Source organism: Shewanella sp. 10N.286.51.B7, assembly GCF_002873615.1.
GTDB classification, from domain to species: Bacteria; Pseudomonadota; Gammaproteobacteria; order Enterobacterales; family Shewanellaceae; genus Shewanella; species Shewanella electrodiphila.
This window is the reverse complement of the sequence record NZ_MCUF01000032.1, coordinates 75,670-97,321: the sequence shown is the minus strand read 5'-3', so window position 1 is coordinate 97,321 and position 21,652 is coordinate 75,670. Positions and strand designations below refer to the sequence as shown.

The 21,652-nt window shown below is 40.4% G+C and carries 13 protein-coding genes; 8 read left to right on the top strand and 5 right to left on the bottom strand.

The window, feature by feature from the left end; translation table 11 throughout:
* The first annotated feature begins 317 nt into the window (after window positions 1–317).
* From BCU84_RS09770 to BCU84_RS09745, 6 genes are all read left to right on the top strand, one after another.
* Window positions 318–1,649 (top strand): oligosaccharide flippase family protein, encoded by a 1,332-nt coding sequence (locus BCU84_RS09770; RefSeq protein ID WP_102527907.1) that lies wholly within the window; start codon window positions 318–320, stop codon window positions 1,647–1,649.
* Between the two features lie 10 nt (window positions 1,650–1,659).
* A complete protein-coding gene (locus BCU84_RS09765; RefSeq protein ID WP_102527906.1) occupies window positions 1,660–2,718 on the top strand; it encodes a glycosyltransferase in 1,059 nt (352 codons plus the stop codon).
* A gap of 228 nt (window positions 2,719–2,946) precedes the next feature.
* Window positions 2,947–4,914, top strand: coding sequence for a WecB/TagA/CpsF family glycosyltransferase (locus tag BCU84_RS09760; RefSeq protein ID WP_102527905.1), 1,968 nt, complete (start codon window positions 2,947–2,949; stop codon window positions 4,912–4,914).
* Window positions 4,915–4,922: 8 nt separating this feature from the next.
* A complete protein-coding gene (locus BCU84_RS09755) occupies window positions 4,923–6,317 on the top strand; it encodes an NDP-sugar synthase (protein ID WP_102527904.1) in 1,395 nt (464 codons plus the stop codon).
* A 58-nt stretch (window positions 6,318–6,375) separates the two neighbouring features.
* Window positions 6,376–6,771 carry a glycerol-3-phosphate cytidylyltransferase gene (tagD, locus tag BCU84_RS09750; RefSeq protein WP_102527903.1) on the top strand — a complete coding sequence of 132 codons (396 nt, stop codon included), beginning with the start codon at window positions 6,376–6,378 and terminating at the stop codon, window positions 6,769–6,771.
* Between the two features lie 111 nt (window positions 6,772–6,882).
* Window positions 6,883–8,172, top strand: a complete 1,290-nt coding sequence (locus tag BCU84_RS09745; protein ID WP_102527902.1) for a CDP-glycerol glycerophosphotransferase family protein — start codon at window positions 6,883–6,885, stop codon at window positions 8,170–8,172.
* Between the two features lie 318 nt (window positions 8,173–8,490).
* On the opposite strand, the gene BCU84_RS09740 is transcribed toward BCU84_RS09745, so the two are convergent.
* Window positions 8,491–8,778, bottom strand: a complete 288-nt coding sequence (locus BCU84_RS09740) for a hypothetical protein (RefSeq protein ID WP_133146633.1) — start codon at window positions 8,776–8,778, stop codon at window positions 8,491–8,493.
* A gap of 1,041 nt (window positions 8,779–9,819) precedes the next feature.
* Between BCU84_RS09740 and BCU84_RS20710 the strand changes: the two genes are divergently transcribed.
* Window positions 9,820–9,972, top strand: a complete 153-nt coding sequence (locus BCU84_RS20710; protein ID WP_157936212.1) for a hypothetical protein — start codon at window positions 9,820–9,822, stop codon at window positions 9,970–9,972.
* 117 nt (window positions 9,973–10,089) lie between these two features.
* Here BCU84_RS20710 and BCU84_RS09735 read toward each other — a convergent pair whose 3' ends face one another.
* Together BCU84_RS09735 and BCU84_RS09730 are read right to left on the bottom strand one after the other, a co-directional pair.
* A complete protein-coding gene (locus BCU84_RS09735) occupies window positions 10,090–13,350 on the bottom strand; it encodes a DEAD/DEAH box helicase (protein WP_102527900.1) in 3,261 nt (1,086 codons plus the stop codon).
* Window positions 13,351–13,470: 120 nt separating this feature from the next.
* Window positions 13,471–15,423: a monovalent cation:proton antiporter family protein gene (locus tag BCU84_RS09730; RefSeq protein WP_102527899.1), complete on the bottom strand. Its 1,953-nt coding sequence runs from the start codon at window positions 15,421–15,423 to the stop codon at window positions 13,471–13,473.
* Window positions 15,424–15,615: 192 nt separating this feature from the next.
* On the opposite strand from BCU84_RS09730, the gene BCU84_RS09725 reads away from it, so the two are divergent.
* Complete coding sequence (locus tag BCU84_RS09725; RefSeq protein ID WP_102527898.1) at window positions 15,616–16,509, top strand: GGDEF domain-containing protein; 894 nt, start codon at window positions 15,616–15,618, stop codon at window positions 16,507–16,509.
* Window positions 16,510–16,585: 76 nt separating this feature from the next.
* Here the strand turns inward: BCU84_RS09725 and tilS are convergent, their stop codons facing one another.
* Together tilS and dnaE are read right to left on the bottom strand one after the other, a co-directional pair.
* Window positions 16,586–18,067, bottom strand: a complete 1,482-nt coding sequence (gene tilS / locus BCU84_RS09720; RefSeq protein ID WP_102527897.1) for a tRNA lysidine(34) synthetase TilS — start codon at window positions 18,065–18,067, stop codon at window positions 16,586–16,588.
* Between the two features lie 76 nt (window positions 18,068–18,143).
* On the bottom strand, window positions 18,144–21,617 hold the full coding sequence (gene dnaE / locus BCU84_RS09715) for a DNA polymerase III subunit alpha (protein WP_102527896.1): 3,474 nt from the start codon (window positions 21,615–21,617) through the stop codon (window positions 18,144–18,146).
* Window positions 21,618–21,652 lie beyond the last annotated feature (35 nt).

Genomic DNA, 21,652 nt, shown 5'->3' with positions numbered 1-21,652 from the left:
ACTTGCACTCAATTTAGCTTATCAAGCTCATATTGTTTCAACATTAATCCGCGCTATTGGGCTAAAAGCGCCCCATCTTATACCAGCTTATAACGACACCTTTTTCGCACTCAAACCATCATGTTTGCATGTTGCAATCTGCAACCGTGCTCTCTCAAATTGCTAAAACAGAAATTAACCAGCATCCACAAGCAACATAAAACCACTGTAAAACAATAACTTAAAAACTGGCACGATAACTGTAATACCCAAGTATCGACGCAGTTTGTATTAAGTTTCAATCAGCAAATTGCAATTCATTAATAAGGGTAGCGGTTATGCAAAACATCACCAAGCTTCAAGTTGAACAGAAGCAATCGCTGAAACAAAAGTTAGCACTTAATGAGATGCTAAGTCATGGCATTCGTTCATTAGGTAAAAACCTTTTGTGGTTAGCGAGCGCACAGTTCAGTGGTCGAGTGGTGAGATTAGGCGCAAGTGTTATTACCGCACGTTTACTTACTCCTGAGATATTCGGTCAAGTTGCCATAGTGCTAACTTTGTTCGAACTAATCTGTACTCCAACAAGACGTATTACCTCAGCTGCGTTAATTCGTATGAATGATGCTGACTTTAGCGATAACTTAGCCAGTGCCAATTCAATTAACTTTGCTTCTTGCATCACAGCCTTTGTATTAATGAGCTTAATCAGTTTGCCGTTAGCTTATTACTATCAAGACAGCCAGTTAATACTGCCTATTTTATTTGTCGCTAGCAGCTACTTATTGCTTCCATTTGGCATGCTGTACGCCACGGTAAATTTACGTAACAACAATATGCGTAAAGTCGCTAGCGCTAACCTTTGGCAAACCATTGGTGATGGTGTGTTAACTGCAGTATTAGCGTTAAGTGGTTTTGGTATATGGGCCATTATCATCCCTAAAGTGGTCATGGTATTTGTGTGGATTTACATCCATAAAACTGCAACGCCGTTACCTGTGTTTACCCAAGCAACATCAATAGCGCGTGTAAAAGCATTATTAAACTTCAGCGTACCAGTAAGTTTAAGTGACTTAATCAATACCTTAAGACAGAGCATCGATTATCTGGTCATTGGGTATTTTATGGGAGTTGAAGCACTAGGCGTTTACTTCTTTGCTTATAACGTGAGCTTAGGCGTCAGTTTAGGTTTAGTGCAAAGTTTCGGCACCGCTTTTTACTCACACCTTTGTAGTGATAACGATGATTTAAGTGTGCAATCTGCACAGCAAAAATACCGTAACAGCGTTATTGCTATCACAGCAATTGCAGCCCCAATCATCATCTTGCAAACCAGTTTAGCCCCACTGTATGTCCCCTTTGTATACGGTGAGCAATGGTTATCAACTGATGCACTAGCCGTTTTTATTTTCTTATGTTTGAGCGGCTTAGTTCGCCCAATGGCTGAGGCTGCAAGTCAGCTACTACTTGCCAACGGCCATAGTCGCTTAAATTTCAATTTGAATATCGCTATCACCGCTTTGCTAACACTGGTCATCAGTATTGCAAGCCAGTTTGACTTAACCACAGTCGCACTGAGCGTGATGGTGACTTATTTAATCATCATGCCTTGGCTTTGCTGGTACAGCAGCCGCATCTCATTTAGTCAATCAACTGTTAAACACAGTTAAGGAAAACACTATGACTCCAAGAATCTCAGTAGTAATGCCTGTTTATAACGTTGAAAAATTTGTTAAAGCAGCAATCGAGTCTGTACTAAGCCAGACATTTGATAACTTTGAATTATTGATTATTGATGATCGTGGTGATGACCGCAGCATTCAAATTTGTAAGCAGTTTATAGGCGATCCTCGTGTGCATATAATTCGTCATGCAAAGAACAAAGGATTAGCAGCTGCGCGAAATACTGGTATCCGTCATGCGTTAGGTGAGTTCATCGCTTTCATCGACTCTGACGACTTATGGCACTCTGAAAAGTTGGCTCGTCATGTACAGCATTTAGATAATGACAGCCAAATCGGTGTGAGCTTTTCTCGCTCAAGCTTTATCGATTACGACGGTAAATTTATCGATTTTTATCAAATGCCTAAACTGAATGATATCGATGCAGCACACTTACTTTGTCGTAACCCTGTGGGTAATGGCAGTGCGCCAGTCATTCGCCGTACAACGCTTAATGACATCCGTTATCAGTCAATGAGTACAGCTGAACGTTATAGCTGTTATTTCGATGAAACCTTCCGTCAATCAGAAGATATTGAATGTTGGTTACGTATTGCTGCTACGACATCGTGGAAAATCGAAGGTTTACCAGAGCCTTTAACCTATTACCGCTTAAACCATGGCGGCTTATCAGCTAATTTACTGAAGCAGTACGCATCATGGGAAAAGATGATTGAAAAAGCGCGAGACTTTGCCCCGACATTACTCGCTCGTCATGAAAAAGCCGCTAGAGCATACCAATTACGCTACCTTGCAAGACAAGCGATTCGTTTAGGTGATGGTAAAGCAGCGGTTGAATTAGTGAATAAAGCAATTGCAACATCACCGAGTATTTTACAGGCTGAAACAGGTCGTACAGTGACAACTTTAGTTGCTGCATATGCACAATGGATAATGCCAGCCTGGGGTTATATCGTAATCGAGGGAGTGGGACAAAAATGCATTAGCATCATACAAAAAATGCGTATATCCCGTGACGGTGTCACCAATGAGTTCATGCAAGATAATAAGTTTTAATCTACTTCATGATAAATAACTTATTAATAAAAACCTGTATTCACTATCCTAAAAATGACTTTGCAGTGTGGTTCGCATTCTGCAAAGTCAGTGTTTAACCTGAAAAACTCACTTTAAAAACCTTCAACAAAATAACATATAACCCTATAAAATCAGCAATTTAAAAACATTGGAACACTTCCTGCTATATCAAGGTATCTGATTAAAAGCATTATTGTGAGGCTGCCGATGAAAACAACACACTTAGATAAAAACCAAGATAACCCACCTATCGCTATTTTAATATTTGATTGGGTCATCGCGCTATACATGATGATTATCGTCAGTCCAATTTTAGTGTTCAAAACTTTAATGCTAGCTTGTTCAAAACAGCCAGTATTTGAAACCCTTTACATTCACTCTGATAACAAAGAAGTGCCTATCTATCGTTTTTCTCAAGGTCGATTTAAATCATTACCTTTGTTTTACAGTGTTTTAAAAGGCGATATTGGTTTACTAGGCAGTGCGTTTGAGTACGCTGTGTTTGAATCAACCCAAGACAACAGCCGTCCAGGAATGTTATCGGTTGAGCAAATGCAACGTCGAATGGGGATCCAACATATCGATTCAGGTTCACAAGCATCATCGGGTTTAATTCATTACATCATTAATATTCTTAAGTGTTTATTCAGCAAACTGGTCGTTGTCTCTACTCAGCTTAATTACCCCGCTCAATTTAATTTATTAGGGGTGAATATCGATAACAACACCATGAGCGAAAGTGTGGATTTACTTATTCGTTCTGCTCAATCAACAACCACAAAACAATTTGCCTTTGTAAATGCGGATTGCCTTAACCTTGCAGCAACTAATAAAGATTACCGCAATACCGTAAATCAGTGTGACCAAGTTTTTGCAGATGGTAGCGGAATACGTATCGCCTGTCAGTTACATCATATTGGCCTTAAAGATAACGTTAATGGCACTGATATGTTACCGCTGTTGTGTGAGCAAGCGGCTAAGCAAGGTATAAAAATATTCTTCTTAGGCGGTCAAAACGGCACAACTGATGAAGCGGCTGCCAACCTTCGCAAACAGTTCCCTAACCTTGAAGTGGTTGGTTGTCATCACGGTTATCTAAATAAAGAAAATGAACAACAAGTGATTGAGCAAATAAACCAATCCGGAGCTCAGATTTTGCTAGTTGGTATGGGCGCACCAAAACAGGACCAATGGATTAGTGATCATAAAGCTGAGCTGAATACTGGCGTAGCTATTGGTGTCGGTGGATTGTTTGATTTCTTTGCTAATAACGTATCAAGAGCACCCGTTGCCCTAAGACAAGTGGGTATGGAGTGGATTTGGCGTTTAGGCCAAGAGCCAACACGAATGTGGAAGCGATATGTTATCGGTAATCCATTATTTCTTGCTCGTGTATTAAAGCAAAAACGTTCAAGTAATATGCCTGTGCACTTTGCGAATACAAGCAGCGCGAATACAAGCAGCGCTAATTCAAACCACTCGGCTACAAGCAAACAGCCACAGCCGATGCTATCGAGCTTAGGCCAAACCAACACACAGAATAAACGTCGTTGGTATTTCTTTGGCATCAAATGTGGTCAATTTGCAAAACGCACATTTGATATTGTGGCCGCTAGCATTTTGCTAATCGTATTAGCACCGTTATTCATGTTCACTGCGTTAAGTATCCGTATTGAGTCGAAAGGCGCGATCTTTTTTTCACAGGTACGAAGTGGCCGCAATAACCAACCTTTTACCATGTGGAAGTTTCGCTCAATGTATATTGATGCTGAAGAAAGACTAGAAAAAATCAAACAAAACAATGAAATGCAAGGTGGCGTCTTATTTAAAATGAAAAAAGACCCACGTATTACCACCATAGGTAAGATCATCCGCAAAGCGTCTATTGATGAGTTGCCACAGCTTTGGAACGTGCTAATTGGCGATATGTCATTAGTTGGCCCAAGACCTGCACTACCTAATGAAGTAAGCCAATATCAACTAAGTGACCGTCGCAGATTGGGAGTTAAACCTGGTATTACCTGCATTTGGCAAGTAAGCGGACGTTCAGATATTCCTTTTGATAAGCAAGTAGAACTAGATATTGATTACATCTACAAGCAATCTCTAAGAGAAGATATCAGCTTGTTATTGAAAACCATTCCAGCAGTACTTTTGGCGCGTGGCGCCTACTAGGAGATGTTATGCAGGCTATCGTATTTGCAAACAGAAACGGAAATGAATTAACCCCTTTAGATCAACACTATTGCCCAGCTTTGTTGCCTGTCGCTAATAAAGCCTTAGTGGAATATACCCTAGAGGATTTAGCTTCTGCAGGAGTGACTAATGTAAAAATGGTTATCAGCCACGATGCTATAAAAATTGAATCGCAAATAGGTAATGGTGAACAATGGGGCTTAAACATTGATTACTTTTTAAGTAAGCCAGAAGAACACGTTAACAGTGTGCTATCTCGTATGAGTATTGATAAAACCGCACAAGCATTAGTTGTACGTGGTGATATGTTACGTAGTCCTTGTTTAGCGCGTTTCATTGAATTCTCACGCTTAATGCCATCAAAGTTTGTACATGCAAAAATGGCGCAGCGTAACCCTGCAATGATGATGCTACCTGCTGGCTGGAAGCATAACCAATTATTAAATTGGCCATTAGAAACGACCGAAGTTGATCATACAAACAGTGTGGCACAGGTACTTCATGGGGAGTGCTTTTATATTGATAGCCTAGCAGCGTATGTAGCCGCTTCAAATTATGTGATAAATAGTCAGGATTTTTGTGTTAAAGGCCGCACAATTAATACCAATCAGCCACAGAGTTGTTTAGTGGTTGAAGCTCAGTGTCAGCTACCTGATTTATCAGAAACCGATGTATTTGGCGCTATTGGTGAATACACCAAAGTATCCAGTAAGGCACAACTTTCTCAGGGCATTGTGGTAGGTGAATATTGTTTTATTGAAGATAGCCAAATCCAAAATAGCATTATCTTACCTAACACCTATGTCGGGCCTCAATTAAGTGTTGAAAACAAAATTATCTCACAAGATCTCATTATTGATCCGCAAACCAACAGTTGGAGCAAAGTTGAAGATCAAAGCTTAATAGCAAAGTCGACTCAAGAAGCCACTAACTACAACGGCATTTTTCAGCGTGCAGTATTAATGTTCCTATACCTTTTATTATCGCCTTTGTTAATCAGCCTTTTCTTAGGTTCATTAATTCTAAAACCCAAAAAACCTATCATATCTGAGACCGTAATTAATAACGAACAACAAGCCGTAAAGGCGCATAAATTCAATATTGATAGTCCTGGTTTTGCTTTATTACCGCAGATTTGGCTAGTGATTAAAGGCGACTTGAACCTGTTTGGCGCTTCAACTAAATACCAAAGTAAAGCTGAAGATTCAACGGCCTATGGCGTATACGGCCCAGTACAACTTAACTTTGATGAATCAACCCCGATTGAAGAAGTAAAAATGGTTGAGATGGAGTTTGAGCAATCTAAAAAGCCATTGTATCTAGTGAACATGTGGAAAAAGCAATTTGATAAGTCCAATCCCGCAATTGAAATGAAAAGCTAACATCTACTTATTGATTTAAATCGACTCACATTTTTAGTCTCGATAAAGGAATAATATTATGAAAACCATTATCACCTACGGCACATTTGATTTATTTCACTTTGGTCACGTTAGACTACTTGAGCGCTTAAGTAAGATGTGCGACCAATTGATTGTGGGCGTATCAACTGATGAGTTTAATGCACTTAAAGGCAAAGCAGCTTTTTTTAGTTACGAGCAACGCAGTGAAATTATTAATGCCTGTAAATATGTATCTCGAGTAATACCTGAAAATAATTGGCAACAAAAAGCTCAGGATATTGAGCACTATAATGTGGATATATTTGCTATTGGCGATGACTGGAAAGGACAATTTGATCACCTAGCTAGTCAGTGTGAAGTGCTCTACCTAACCAGAACAGAAGACATCTCAACCACTGAAATTAAAAACAATTTAAGCACCACTATGAGCTAAGAATCATTGAGACTAGAAATATAATTGTGATTATCAAATATTCATCTTGGCTCAGCAAAAATAAATGCTATCTTTGTATTTAAAGGATTTTTATAGTCACGGAGAGATTATATGAGCCAATTCATTATTAATTGTATTAGATATATCGTGACGCAATCTTTGTACTTTATTGGCGGTTTTTGTCCTCGCTCCCGCAAAGCTGTGATGGGATGCTATAAGAATAAATTTGCAGATAACAGTAAGTATTTATTCTTACATTGGCAGCAAGCATTAACCATAAGGGCTATTTGGATTAGTGGCGATAAAGTACTGGTAAACCAACTAGTTGAGCAAGGATATGAAGCGTATACAAGATGGAGCTTTAAAGGCATTTATCATGCTTTAACGGCTAAATATTATGTGTACAACAGTTACATTGGCGATATTAATCAATATTTCGCCAGGGGAGCAATAAAGATAAACCTTTGGCATGGCTCACCATTAAAAAGAATTGAATTTGATATCAATAATGGCCCACTTTTCAAGGTTTATCATCCACAAACACTACACGATAAATTCATTTCAGCAGCGCAGTACCATCAACAAAAAGTTCGGCCTGATCATATGATTGCACCGAGTGATTTGGTTGCACGCTTATTTGCTGGTGCCTTTAAAATTAGCGAGCAACAAATGATATTAACAGGCAACCCTCGCACTGATTACTATCAAGCTTACAATCAAAGTAACAATCAAGGTAAGAATCAAATTCAAAAGAGTCAGCAAAATACACCGTTACCCGATCAGCAATCATTAATCGACGAATTGAAACTCATCAATAACGTCAAACAAGTGATACTCTACGCGCCCTCATGGCGAGATAGTTCAGCATTAACAACAGACTCATCAAACAAAGCAGTAAGCGCCAATCCTTACGTTAACGCTATCGACTTTACTGCATTGTCAGCCTCTTTAATCGACAACAATCAATTACTGCTATTCAGGCTACACCCGAATGAAGCTCATCTGGCTAACGATATTCAACATTTTCCCAATATTATCAATATTTCAGACTGGCAAGACACCTACGAAATCATCAATGATGTTGATTTGTTAATCACTGACTACTCTTCTTTATATATTGATATGTTGCAAACCAAAGCGGATATTGTCTTTTTCCAGTTTGATCAACAAGCCTATCAATCAGATAGCCGACAATGTTACCCGTACGCAGATGATTTACCCATGGCAGGAGAAGTGTTCACAGAGTTTGCGCAGCTGAACCTTTACTTGAGTAATTTAAGCCAAAACACCAATATTAGTTCATTAACAAACAAAAAAAATAGAGCTGAGTTAGCTCAGCTCTATTGGCAATATCAACACAATGATTGCTTCAAACAATTGGATAAACTCGTCAGCGCATAACCTCACAGCGTTACGGCAATGATAAAATACATCTAACTATTAATTAGCTCAAAAGTTAGACAACCAACATAGACAAGGGCAGCGGAGAGACTGTCTTGCTTTTACAGAAATAACTAATTTTTAGGTTTTGGTGAAAGTGACAGAAACTCTACTGGGCAGTGTTCATGTGAACTAAGCCAGTTATCCCCAATAGTGCTACTACAAACATTTGGACAGAAATGAGCTTGTAACGCCCAAATAATAGGCAAATATCAGTTGGTTAAAATAAGCGACGAAGGAGCAAAAACCAACTGTTATTTGTCCTGATTAATTTGCTTGTTATGTGTTTATAGCACTGATGTAATTAGCGATTTTATCTACTAGTGCCTCAGCATCAGTATTTTTAGCATTAACAATATAACCTGACCAAATATCCCACTCTAAGCCAACAATTGATTGGTTTAAGATAAAATCTTGGAATGTTTCGTCAAGACCCTGAGTCAACTCTGAATGGGAAATTAAGTTGAATTCTTTAACAACAGATTGAGTGATTTTATGGTAATCATTTGAGGCTATCTGATCAAAATCATATGTTAGCCTATTGCTGCAATCCCGATGCATATTCACCCAACCTCCCTAAACACATAACAGCTTGTTAGCGAGAATTCCGATAAACACCCCTAGGCTACTTACCAACACTCAATCACTTTTCAGCTTAATTTACTAATAATTTTAATAACTTAACAGCCATCAAAATTTAAATCAATCGACTAAATAGTGGATAAAACCGAGAATAGAGATAACCGAGAATTACCTTGGGTCGTTATGTAAATTTTTCAAGAATAAAATGTATATTTTTCAACAATATAAATTTTTTCGGTTGGTAAATCCGAGAACTTTTGGCTTTTACATAACGAGAAGCAAATGCTGTCAATTGCTGCATTTTAATTATAACTGTGTATACATACAGCTATAATTAAAAGGCTAACAAACTTTGGGACAAAAACGTTTTAAGGTTACCAATTCTATACTTCATTTATATTGGCTCAGTTACAGCAGACCATTACTTCTATCTAATCCATTGCCTGCCGCAGGGATGTTCAGGATGAACGGAATGTCGCGATCACATGGAAGTAAAAAAAGGCTTACTCTGATTGCACATATCAAGGTCGTGGCGCTTCGCCCACACCAGAGCAAGAGGGGAAACAGCAGCAATCCCCCTCTTACATCACCCTTGCCGCTCTCACGAAATAATCTGAAAAACGATTATTCCAATGGAGATATATTCAGCTTTATACTTTATTTTAGCCTGCTTTAGCAAACTTCAAAAATCACTAACGCTTCCAATGGGGCGTCTCTTCCCCTCGAAAGCTAGCTGGCCATCCATGGCCAGACTCACGTAATTTTCTCGATTGCATCAATTCAAGTGAAACATTCAAGCCTTTAAAGGATTTTTTAATCTAGCAATGACAAATGAACCTGCGGGCTCAATGGCCTCCGTTGGAAGTGTCCGAATGCGTTGAGCTAATTTTCGTGATGGAGGCAGGACGCCGACATAGCCTCAGTTGAGCCATGGATGGCGAGTCTGAGGCGGTAGCAAATTCGCTCTATAGCATGAGGAAAAACACTTCGTCGGAGCGGCAAGGGATATCGAAAAGGGAAATGCTGTTGTTTCCCTTTCGTCGGGTGTGGGCGAAGCGCCACGACTTTGATTTAGGTTTAGATTTAGATTTAGATTTAGATTTAGATTTAGATTTAGATTTAGATTTAAGTTTAGATTCTATCCAAATATATAAATCATTAGCTAACGAAAGCTGCTAAAAAATCTTTGGGACATAAACGACTTGCCCCTACCCCGTTTCGACCAGCAAAAATGCCAGAAACTATCAATAATCGCCATCCTGAATAAACAACCGCAGTGAAATACGCCGCTGTTAACTAACGCAATAATGACAATAAATCGTCCGCATTTCCTTGCCATTGACTCTTGGCACTACCCGCTAAAATACTGTCAGCTAAGCTTTGTTTATGCTGCTGCATTTCTTGAATTTTCTCTTCAACTGTTCCTTGGGCAATCAACTTATAAACAAACACCGGATTTAGCTGCCCTATGCGGTGCGCTCTATCAGTTGCTTGCTTTTCAGCTGCTGGGTTCCACCAAGGATCAAAGTGGATCACAGTATCTGCAGCGGTTAAGTTAAGCCCTGTTCCGCCAGCTTTTAAACTGATCAAAAATACGGGTACTTCACCTTCTTGGAATGCATCAATTTCAACCTGACGATTACGGGTTTGCCCAGTGAGCTTACTGTAACTAATCCCCATATTGATAAATTCTTGCTCGATAAGCGCAAGCATCCCAGTAAACTGACTGAATATGAGTATCTTACGCCCCTCTTCCACCATTTCAGGCACGTTTTCAGTTAGCCAAGTTAGTTTGGCATTATTCTCAACATGTTGAGCTTGTTCAAGCTTCACTAAGCGTGGATCACAACATGCTTGGCGTAGCTTAAGTAATGCATCTAAAAATTCAATATGACTACTTGAAACACCTTGTTTAGCAAACAGTTCACGCAGCTTTTTCTCCATCACTAAACGGATACTTTCATATAAATTACGTTGGTCTTTTTCAAGCTCAAGCGTTTGCACGATAATGGTTTTTTCAGGCAGTTCCGACATCACTTCAATCTTAGTACGGCGTAATAAGAAAGGCGCAATACGGTTAAGCAAAATCGCCGATTTTTCAGTGTCAGCTTGCTTTTCAATCGGTCCTCTAAACTCTTTGTTAAAGTAGGCGTGCTGACCTAAAAGCCCGGGTAAACAAAAGTCCATTAACGACTTTAATTCACCTAAATGGTTTTCAAGCGGCGTACCCGAAAGGCATAATCTGAATTGGCCTTTAAAGGTTTTCAGCGCTTGAGTCACTTTTGCTTGGGCATTTTTGATTTGCTGCGCTTCATCTAAAATGATGTGCTCAAAGCTGTATTCACTGTAAACCATTTCATCGCGCAAAATTAATGGATATGTGGTCACAATGACATCAAAATCTTCAATTTTATCTAACAGTGCTTGGCGTTTGTTGCCATGTACCACCAGCACTTTTAAATCTGGGGTAAATTTCTGTGCTTCTTTATACCAATTACCGACAAGGCTGGTAGGACAAACAATCAGGCTGGGTCTGGTTTTCCCTGAGGTCGTTCTTGCTGGAGTATTTAAGCTGATACTCGCTGCAGATGCTTTCATCTGTTTTGCTTTTAACAAAAATGCTAGTGTTTGAAGCGTTTTACCTAAGCCCATATCATCGGCAAGGATCCCGCCTAATTGGTACTCTTTCAAGAAGCAAAGCCAATCATAGCCTTGTTTTTGATAATCACGTAACGTGGCATTTAAGCCTGTTGGTAACTCAACAGCTTGAATACCTTTAAACTCTGACAATTTAGTTGCAAGGTGCCTGACGCGCTCACCGTTTAATAAACGGATATCACTTTCAGATAACTCATTGAGTAAGTCAGCTCGGTTACGTGGTACTTCCAGTAAATCACCGCCGCCTCGTTGAAACAGTTCTTGGATTACCGAAATCAAAGGTTTAATGGTTTTGGCTTTTATCTTCACAAATCGGCCATTTGGCCCTGGTAGGATAAGCTCTTGCTCATCATCAGGCTCGCCATTTTGCTGTAGCCAACGAGCAACTAAACTCAATAAAGGCACGCTTTGGCCTTCGATATCCGCATTCAGTGATAATGAGAACCAACCACTGTCTTCATCGTCATCTAAATCGACTTCGATGTCTGCATCAATAATGTTGAGATCAAACTCAGGAGCAAACTCCACCTCATAACCTAAGTCTTCTAAGGTCATGATCCCAAACGTGGTTAATTGCGCCCATTCGTTCACCATTTCAGGCATCAAACCTAGACTATAAAAACAGGCTGAATGATTGGTATAAGTTAATAAACTATTATCAATGGCTTGTAACTGCAGGCTTTGTAAACATGCTATTGCTTGTGCTTCACCTTCTAGTTCTCGATGAATTTGATATTGCACCTTACCTTGTTTAATTAAGCTGATTTTCTCACGACTCACTTTACCTGCAATCGCAATATCACCATAAGCAAACTCAAGTTGTAATACTGGTTGAAGCACCGCGCTGTCATTGAGCTGCACCATGGTAAAGGTTAATTTTACCTTTAATGGATCTTCAATCTCATGAAACTCTATCTCACTGGGAACAGGCACACTTTTAGGCGAGAAATGACGTAGCATTTTGTCGCTGATCGAGTCGACCTTATCCAGCGGCACTGGCGGCATTTGTTGTAATAGCTTGAGCTTTTCAACAGTTAAATCCGTTGCAACTGCACCAATTTTTAAATAGTCCAAATCAACGAACATCGGCGGACAAGTGGCAATAAATTCCCAGTTGTCTAATTCAGGCATGCTCATACTAATTTGCGTATGACGTGCATCAGTTTCTTGCCAAACAAAACCGGGAGCTACGGGATGTGTTATTGCTAATGGTGTGCGGCTCTCTTCCCAAAAACATGTGCCTAATTCCAGCATTTTGTTCAATGCTAATGCACAAATTTCACCTTCTAGATAAATCTTTGAGGCACTTTTTGAAGAAGATAATAACAAGCTGATTATCTGGCTATCTTCAGGGTTAATCCACCAAGGAAGATGATACTTAACATCGTTTAAGGCGACTTTACTGCCTTTGTTGTATTGGCCTTTCTTATTCAATTTGCTGCGCTTGAAGTCAACAAAAATGCCATGATGATCGCTAGATAAAGAGAAGATGATACGATCTTTCTCTTCATCCTCTTCTTCGACTGGATTAATAAGATCTTGTTTTTCTAACTGCATTAACCACTGACTTAAGCGTTGCTCTTCAACGGGCTTTTTGTCAATTAGGGCCAAGAGTGCTGCTGCAACATGCTTACAGTTGCTTGCAACAGGACAAGAGCAGTGAGATTTCATCACAATTTTATGGTTCACGTTAACCAAGGTTATATCTTGTCGATAAGGCTCAATCGCAGAGCCCACCACGTAAGATTCAATATTATGATTCTCTTGGCTTGCATGTACTTCAAGTACACGCCCTTCAATTAGATAGTTCTGTGCTTTTTGAAGTTGAGCAGAAGAAAATAACTTAGCAATAAGGTCTAAGCTAATTTTAATTGGAAGATTAAATAATTTGGCCGACATGCACTATTCCATAAAAGCTGTAGCAAGAAAAATTGGCTACACAACAACGAACGTAACCATCCATTGTATGGAAGAAGATGGCAAAATTCTACTGTATTCGGCCATCTTCAAAAAAAACCATCACCCTTGCAATAAATACTCTTCAGCAGTTTCTATTGCACGGGGTTTTCCCACTAACATAATGATGTCTTTACGTTGAAATACCCAATCCTCAGGCGGAGGACTGATTTCTTCTCCTTTTCGCCTTACAGCGCGTATTTCAGCCCCTAACTCTGACCATGGAATAGCCGTCAACGTCTTACCTACCGCGTTAGAACCTGTATCTAAAGACACCGCATGCAATAACTCAAGGGTGAAGTCGGTTTCTGCCCCAGTAAAAAAGCCGTGCAGATATTGATAATGATTGCGTCGTTCTGATTCAAGACGCTTAATAATTCGCGGCAAAGGTACACCACATTTATAAAGTACCTGTGACACAAGCATCAAACTGCCTTCTAGTTTTTCGGGGATAACTTGTGTTGCGCCCATTTCCTTTAAGCTATCAAGCTCCGCATCATCTGTGGTGCGGACAAGAATTTTAGTCTCTGGGGCAAGCTTTCTCGACAATGCTAAACAATCTTCAACTTGCCTTGATTCGCCAAAGGTAATCACCACCATACTGGCGCGGCGAATACCAATTTGTTTTAGCAGCCCCATTTTACAAGCATCACCGAAGAATACGGGCTCACCAGCAAGTTTGGCTTCTGACACACGTTTAGGATCTAAATCTAACACCACAAAAGGCACAGCCTCTGTTTTTAAAAAGCGGGCAATGGTTTGGCCCACACGGCCATAACCTAAGATCAATACCAAATCGCCGTCTTCTGGTGGTGGTAATTGAAACTCATCTTCTATTGTCGATTTTTTTGATGTCTTACCTTCAACCTTTTGCGCAATGATAAGACTATTTCTAACAAGCCATGGTGCTATCGACATTGAAAGCACCGCAACCATGACAAATATCGTGCTCATCTGAGTTTCAAGCAGTTCATAATTAACCGCTAGCGCCAGCACGACAAAACTAAATTCGCCTACTTGTGCAAGGCTGATAGCCGTACTTAACGCTACTTTAAATTGCTCACCACCCAGTTTAAGGATCCCAAACACCACTATGGTTTTAGTTAATAACACCGCGATTAGGATCAATAATATTTGCCACCAAAATTCAGCGACAATTGAGAAATCAAGCAGCATACCAATGGAAATAAAGAACAGACCCATTAACAAGTCACGAAACGGTCTTATATCGGCTTCGAGTTGACGGCGATATTGGCTTTCACCTAATAGCATGCCAGCAATAAATGCCCCAAGCGCCATTGATAACCCAAGCCACTGAGTAAACGCGCCCGTCACTAATACAACAACCAAGGTTGAAAGAACAAACAACTCGTTTGAGCGAGAGCGTGCAACTTCATCAAATATGCGCGGTAGGATCCACTTACCAAAAGACATTAAACCAATAAACGCTAAGATCCCTGTCAGCATTCCCCATGCAATTTCAAGAAAGCCTATCGGCTCGCCGTTTGTTGATAATAGCGGTAATACAATCAATAAAGGCACGACGGCAATGTCTTGAAACAACAGCACACTGACCGATAGCTCGCCATGCCGTCTTCGCATCCAGCCTTGCTCATTGACTAGCTTAAGGACAATTGCAGTTGAAGAGAGTGCCACTGCAGAACCAATCACCACAGCTGAAATCATGTTTTGCCCAAATAGCAAAGCCACTAACCCTGCAATGAGTGCAGTAAAAGTCACTTGCGCACTACCTAAACCGAATACTGTGCGCCGCATTGACCAAAGTTTAGGTACCGAAAACTCAAGCCCTAAACTGAACATCAGTAATACCACTCCAAGCTCAGCCACAGAGTGCATTTGTTGTTGAGTAAACCAATGAAAACCACTAGGGCCGCTCACAACACCTGTCAGTAAATAAGCAAGAATAGGCGGCAACCCAAATCGTCGAAGTATTGAAATTGCCACAATAGCAATCACCAACATTGAGAGAATATGGATAAAAATGCTGTGCTCCATAAATACGTGTTCTCCGAGTCAAAAAACCAACGATTAAAGAAACAGTCTATTAACAAAGTAATTCATTAACAATAACTATATGAAAATAAGGTATAAAAAATAGTAGGCGCACTTTTTGCATTAGTTATACAAGTTAATAACAAACGATTCACCACTTTTTGCAGGAAGCAATCATTGAATGAGGTACTAACAATGGATTACGCAATTGCTTCACAGCCATATCCAGAACAAAACTGGGGTAAATCAGCGTCTTATACAAAATATAACAGCGCTAACTCAGAACGTAATTTGATGAATATCCTGCAGCAAATGCATTCGAGTTTAGACCCTAGAACAGTGTTTGCCAGCTACGGCAAAACGCTCGGCCAACTATTGCCGATCCAAGGGTTGCAACTTAATCAACAGCTCAAACTTAACTGGGGACGCTGTCATGGTTTAAACCAACAACGTGTTATCAGTGGGTTTGGTGAGCCATACAGCATTAAATATTATCTAACAGCGCCGTTAACACCGAGCCAAACACTGCAATTAAACGAACTTGAATCTTTGTTTTCTCAGCCATTTTTTAATGCGATTAAATTTGATCAAATGTCTAATAAAGCCATGTTTGATGCGTTGACCGGTTTAGGCAATCGTTACTATTATCGCCAAACCATTAAAAATGCATTGGCGAGAGCTAATCGTAACCAAGGTGATATTGCTTTGTTAGTTTTAGACTTAGACAATTTTAAAAGTCTAAATGATAAACACGGTCACAAGTTAGGTGACACGGTATTGTCTGAATTTGCGGAATTAATCAATGAAGCCATTCGCAATACCGACCAAGCGTTCCGCATTGGAGGTGATGAATTTATTATTATAGCCCAAGGAAATGAACTCGAAATGACACCTTTGTGTCAACGCATTATTGCAGCAATGGCTGAACACCCATTAATGCACGCTTTTAATGTTCAGTGCAGCATTGGTGTGACGGATTCGACCGTTTCAAATGTGCAAGATAAGTTATATGAAGCCGCTGATAAAGCACTATATAGTGCGAAAGCTGCTGGAAGAAATTGCTTTAAAATGAGCAACAAAAACCTTTAACTGGATATGCGAATTAGTATATCCAGTAGTTAAGAGGCTTTATTAAACTAAGTGCATTGGTTTTATCGTTGAGGTATTAAGACGTAAAAACAAATCCCAATGTTTGCTGCTTGGCTAAATAACGCTTATCGACCCAAAGTCCCACTGCTGCAACAAGGTTATCATTATAGAAAACCAGTGGAATTTGACTTCTGATCCAAGGCGGCACGGCAAGTTCTTGCCATATTTTTTTAAGCTCACGTCCTTTATCTCTAAAGTGAGGCTGACAACGTGTACTGCCTTTAGCCCCAAATACCACACTCACTTGTTCTGCATTAGGCAGCCTTAACCGCACTCCATCTGTTACAACATTCACCTTCAAACGATTAATGCCAGCTTCAGTGCTTATTAGCTCAGAGCTCGGTAACTCAGAGCTCTGTAACTCAAAAAGATCACCCGAAATAAGCTCTGACTGAGGCTTAGTAACAAAATTGACCAGTTTATCTGTAATCAGCTTCTGATCTTTCGCCAATTCAGCCAGCTTAATTGCAGGAACAATATAAGCTTTACCTGCAAAACGCTTTATTGAATAGTCGCCACAATGCACATCGACTTTGGCATCATCAGCGGCATATAGCACTTGTTCTAGTACTTGCTCCAGCTGAGACTGGGATGGCAAATTAAACCCTTGAGATTGAATGTAGCCCCGAAGTAATAAGCTTTGCCATTGAGTCGATTGCTCTCGCAACTCTAGTAATTTAAAAGCGGAATAGTGACCAGCGCCTGAATCATCAATAAATGCCGGTAAGCGATTATTCACTTCTTGCTCGATAACTTGTTGCTGTTGAGCACACAAGTTAGCACTTCTTGAAGCGGTGACTGCAATGCTTGGCCAACGTTGTTTCAAACGTGGAATAATATCTTGGCGTAAGAAGTTTCGATCAAATTGCTCGTCTTGATTACTTTCATCTTCAATGTGTTTAAGCTCCACAGATGCAGCAAATGATTCAATTTGCCCTTTTGAGACATCCAGCAATGGCCTAACAATCCAGCTGTGTTGATTAAAAGGCTGCATGACCCCCATAGCTGCTAAGCCTTTTGGCCCTTGCCCACGTTTTAACGCTAATAACAGTGTTTCAAGTTGGTCGTCTTGATGATGAGCTGTAAGTAATATATCGGAAGGATTAAGATACTTTTTAAACACGTTGTAACGTGCTTCTCTCGCTATTGCCTCTAAACTTTTACGCGGCGCTTTAGTTAAATTAACCCGTTCAATTTGAATAGGTAATTGATACTTGGTAGCTTGAGAAATACAGTGATTAACCCAAGTATCTGCATTAGCACTTAAGCCATGATGTACATGAACTAATAGACAAGGAATATGAGGGTTTTTCTGCGCAAACAAACTTAACCCATACGCTAAGCATTCCGAATCAACACCGCCACTGTAAGCTAATACTAACTTCGCTGATTGATTGTTCAAGGCTTGGGCAGTCACAGGCTCAGTTGCTATAGCCTGTGTTTGCATTAAAGGTAAGGTATAACGCTCAAGAGCCTGACAAATATCATTCACTGTCATCTTAGTTAATTCCATAAGTAGCAGGCTCAAAGACATGGTTCATTAAGCAATAATCATCATTGAACATATTAATCAGTTAAAAAACAATTTTCACATTTTTAGAGCCAACTAAGCTTTCAATGGCTAACATCAGTTCATCAGTTGGATTCACCCGCCATTCATCACCTAGGGTTAACTGCCCCGCCGCTTCTTGCTGCTGATAATGAATAATCACCGGTACACTGCCATTTTTCCATGGTGATAATGCCTGCTCGAACTGCTCTAGCCAAGCTTGATTGATATCATCAGCGGTAATATTAATTTCTACCGCATTAGCAAAGTGACTGCGAGCCTCGCCTATTTCGATGATATTTCGGGCGGTCATACGATTACCGCCAGCAAAATCATCAAAGCTAACTTCACCCTCACAAATCAGAATCTTATCTTTTTCTAAAAGGTGGTTAAATTTTTCAAATGCTTCAGTAAATAGCATAACCTCTAAACGCGCACTTTTATCATCTAAGGTGACTAAGCCCATTTTTGAGCCACGTTTAGTAATCATCACTCGGGTAGCAATCACTAACCCTGCCGCTTTCATGGTTTTGCCGCGATCAGTTGGGTGAACATCTTTTAAACGACCTGAAGTGTATTGCTTTAACTCTTTTAAATACTGGTTGATTGGATGACCAGTTAGATATAATCCTAACGTATCTCGCTCACCTTCTAACCATATCTTGTCAGGCCAAGTTGCACATTGCACAAAGTTTTGTTTGTTGTCTTCAGGCTCTGAATTTAATAAGCCAAACATATCGTTTTGGCCAATGGCTTCAGCTTTAGCATGTTGTGCTGCGGCTAAAATCGCTTCTGGCAAGGTGGCCATCATCGAGGCACGATGTGGGCCTAAGTTATCTAATGCGCCGGCGCAAATAAGCTTTTCAATCACACGCTTATTAAGCTTTTTAAGATCAATACGTGCACAGAAGTCAAATAAATCGGTAAAAGGTCCATCTTTACGCGCGTTGAGAATGGACTCTACAGGACCATCACCCACACCTTTAATCGCACCAATACCATAAACAATATTAAGGTCATCATCGACGGTAAACTTAAACAGGCCTTTATTCACATCAGGTGGAATAAGCGGTAGCCCCATTCGTTCACATTCATCGACTAAGATAACAATTTTATCTGTGTTATCCATATCTGCAGACATTACCGCAGCCATAAATTCAGCAGGGTAATGGGTTTTGAGCCATAGGGTTTGATATGACACTAAAGCATAGGCTGCTGAGTGAGATTTGTTAAAACCGTAACCTGCGAATTTTTCAACCAAATCGAAAATTTTCATCGATAAGGGGCCGTCTACACCGTTGTTGATCGCCCCTTCTTCGAAGGTGCCACGCTGTTTAGCCATTTCTTCTGGTTTTTTCTTACCCATTGCACGACGAAGCATATCTGCTCCACCAAGGGTGTAACCAGCAAGTACCTGTGCAATTTGCATTACTTGTTCTTGATACAAAATAATGCCGTAGGTCGGTTCTAACAGCTCTTTTAATGACTCATGCTGATATTCAGCATCAGGGTATGACACCTCTTCACGGCCATGCTTACGTTCAATAAAGTTATCTACCATACCCGATTGCAGTGGGCCTGGACGGAAAAGTGCAACCAGTGCAATCATGTCTTCAAAACAATCGGGCTGAAGACGCTTAATCAAATCTTTCATTCCGCGTGATTCTAATTGGAATACCGCGGTAGTTTCGTAACGTTGCAATAATCTGAATGATTTAGGATCGGTTAAGCTAATAGATTCAATTCTTACCGGATCTTCACCCACTTTTTCTAGGCGTGGATTAATCATTTGCAGTGCCCAGTCAATAATCGTTAGGGTTCTTAATCCCAAGAAATCGAATTTTACTAAGCCTGCAGTTTCAACATCATTCTTATCGAACTGGGTTACTGGGTTTAAACCTTCAGCATCGCAATATAGTGGTGAAAAGTCTGTGATGACGGTTGGCGAGATAACAACACCACCGGCATGTTTACCCGCATTACGTGTCACGCCCTCTAAGCGGCGACACATATCAATGAGTTCGCGTACATCTTCATCTGCGCTATAAGCTTCAGGAAGCGATGGCTCTACCTCAAACGCTTTTGTCAGTGTCATCCCTGGTTCAGCTGGGATCATTTTCGTGAGGCGCTCAACAAAACCATATGGATGACCGAGCGCACGACCAACATCTCGTACAACCGCTTTTGCAGCCATGGTGCCGAAGGTAATAATCTGCGATACAGCGTCACGACCATATAGTTCGGCTACGTGATCAATGACTTCATCACGACGGTCCATACAGAAATCGACGTCAAAATCTGGCATTGAGACACGTTCAGGGTTTAAGAAACGCTCGAACAGTAAATCATATTCTAGTGGATCTAGGTCGGTAATTTTAAGCGCATAAGCCACCAGTGAACCCGCACCAGAACCACGGCCAGGTCCAACGGGGATATCATTATCTTTACCCCATTGAATGAACTCCATTACGATCAAGAAGTAACCAGGGAATCCCATCTGGTTAATTACTTTCAATTCAATATCAAGGCGTTCATCGTACTCTGGACGTTTTTCTATTCGCTCTTGTTCATCTGGAAACAAAAACTCGAGTCGTTCCTCTAATCCCTTCTCTGAAATATCAACGAGGAAATCCTCAATAGATAAGTCACCTGTTGGAAAGTTAGGTAAGAAATACTCATTTAGACGAATCGTCACGTTACAACGTTTAGCTATTTCCACAGTATTGGCAATTGCCGACGGGATATCAGCAAATAGTTCGCACATTTCTTCTTCTGTGCGCAAATATTGTTGTTCACTGTATTTTTTAGGGCGGCGAGGATCGGCTAAGGTGAAGCCGTCATGAATGGCGACCCTAATTTCATGGGACTCAAAATCATCGGCCTTCAAAAACACAACTTGATTGGTTGCGACGACTGGCAAATCATTTTCTGAGGCGAGTTTAACCGCCATATGTAAATAGCGTTCTTCGTCGGGACGCCCTGTTCGAATGAGCTCTAGAAAATATCGATTTTCGAAATGGGTTTTATAAAACTCGACTAACTCAGTCACTTGAGTTGTATTATCTTTTAATAGCGCCTTACCGACATCGCCCTCTTTCGCCCCTGAAATTAATAAAATACCTTTATTAAATTTCACCAACCACTCTTGGTCAATTACAACGCGACCATTAATCTGACCACGTAAGTAGGCTTCACTGATCAACTGAGTCAAACTCTGATAACCATCATTATCTAAGGCAATGATGGTTAGTGCGCAAAAGTCGTCATCAAAACCTGGCACTTTCATCCAAAAATCGGCACCGACAATCGGTTTGATGCCCGCGCCATGACAACCACCGTAGAATTTAACTAAACCACAAAAATTATTTTGGTCGGTTATGGCTAAAGCCCCCATTCCAAGCTCTGAAGCTTTAGCGAGAATAGGTTTAACTTTTGCCACGCCATCAGACATGGAAAAATCACTGTGAACACGAAGGTGGACGAAACGAGGATCGGACATAGATTATAATATCTTTGGAATGCTTAATTAAAAGG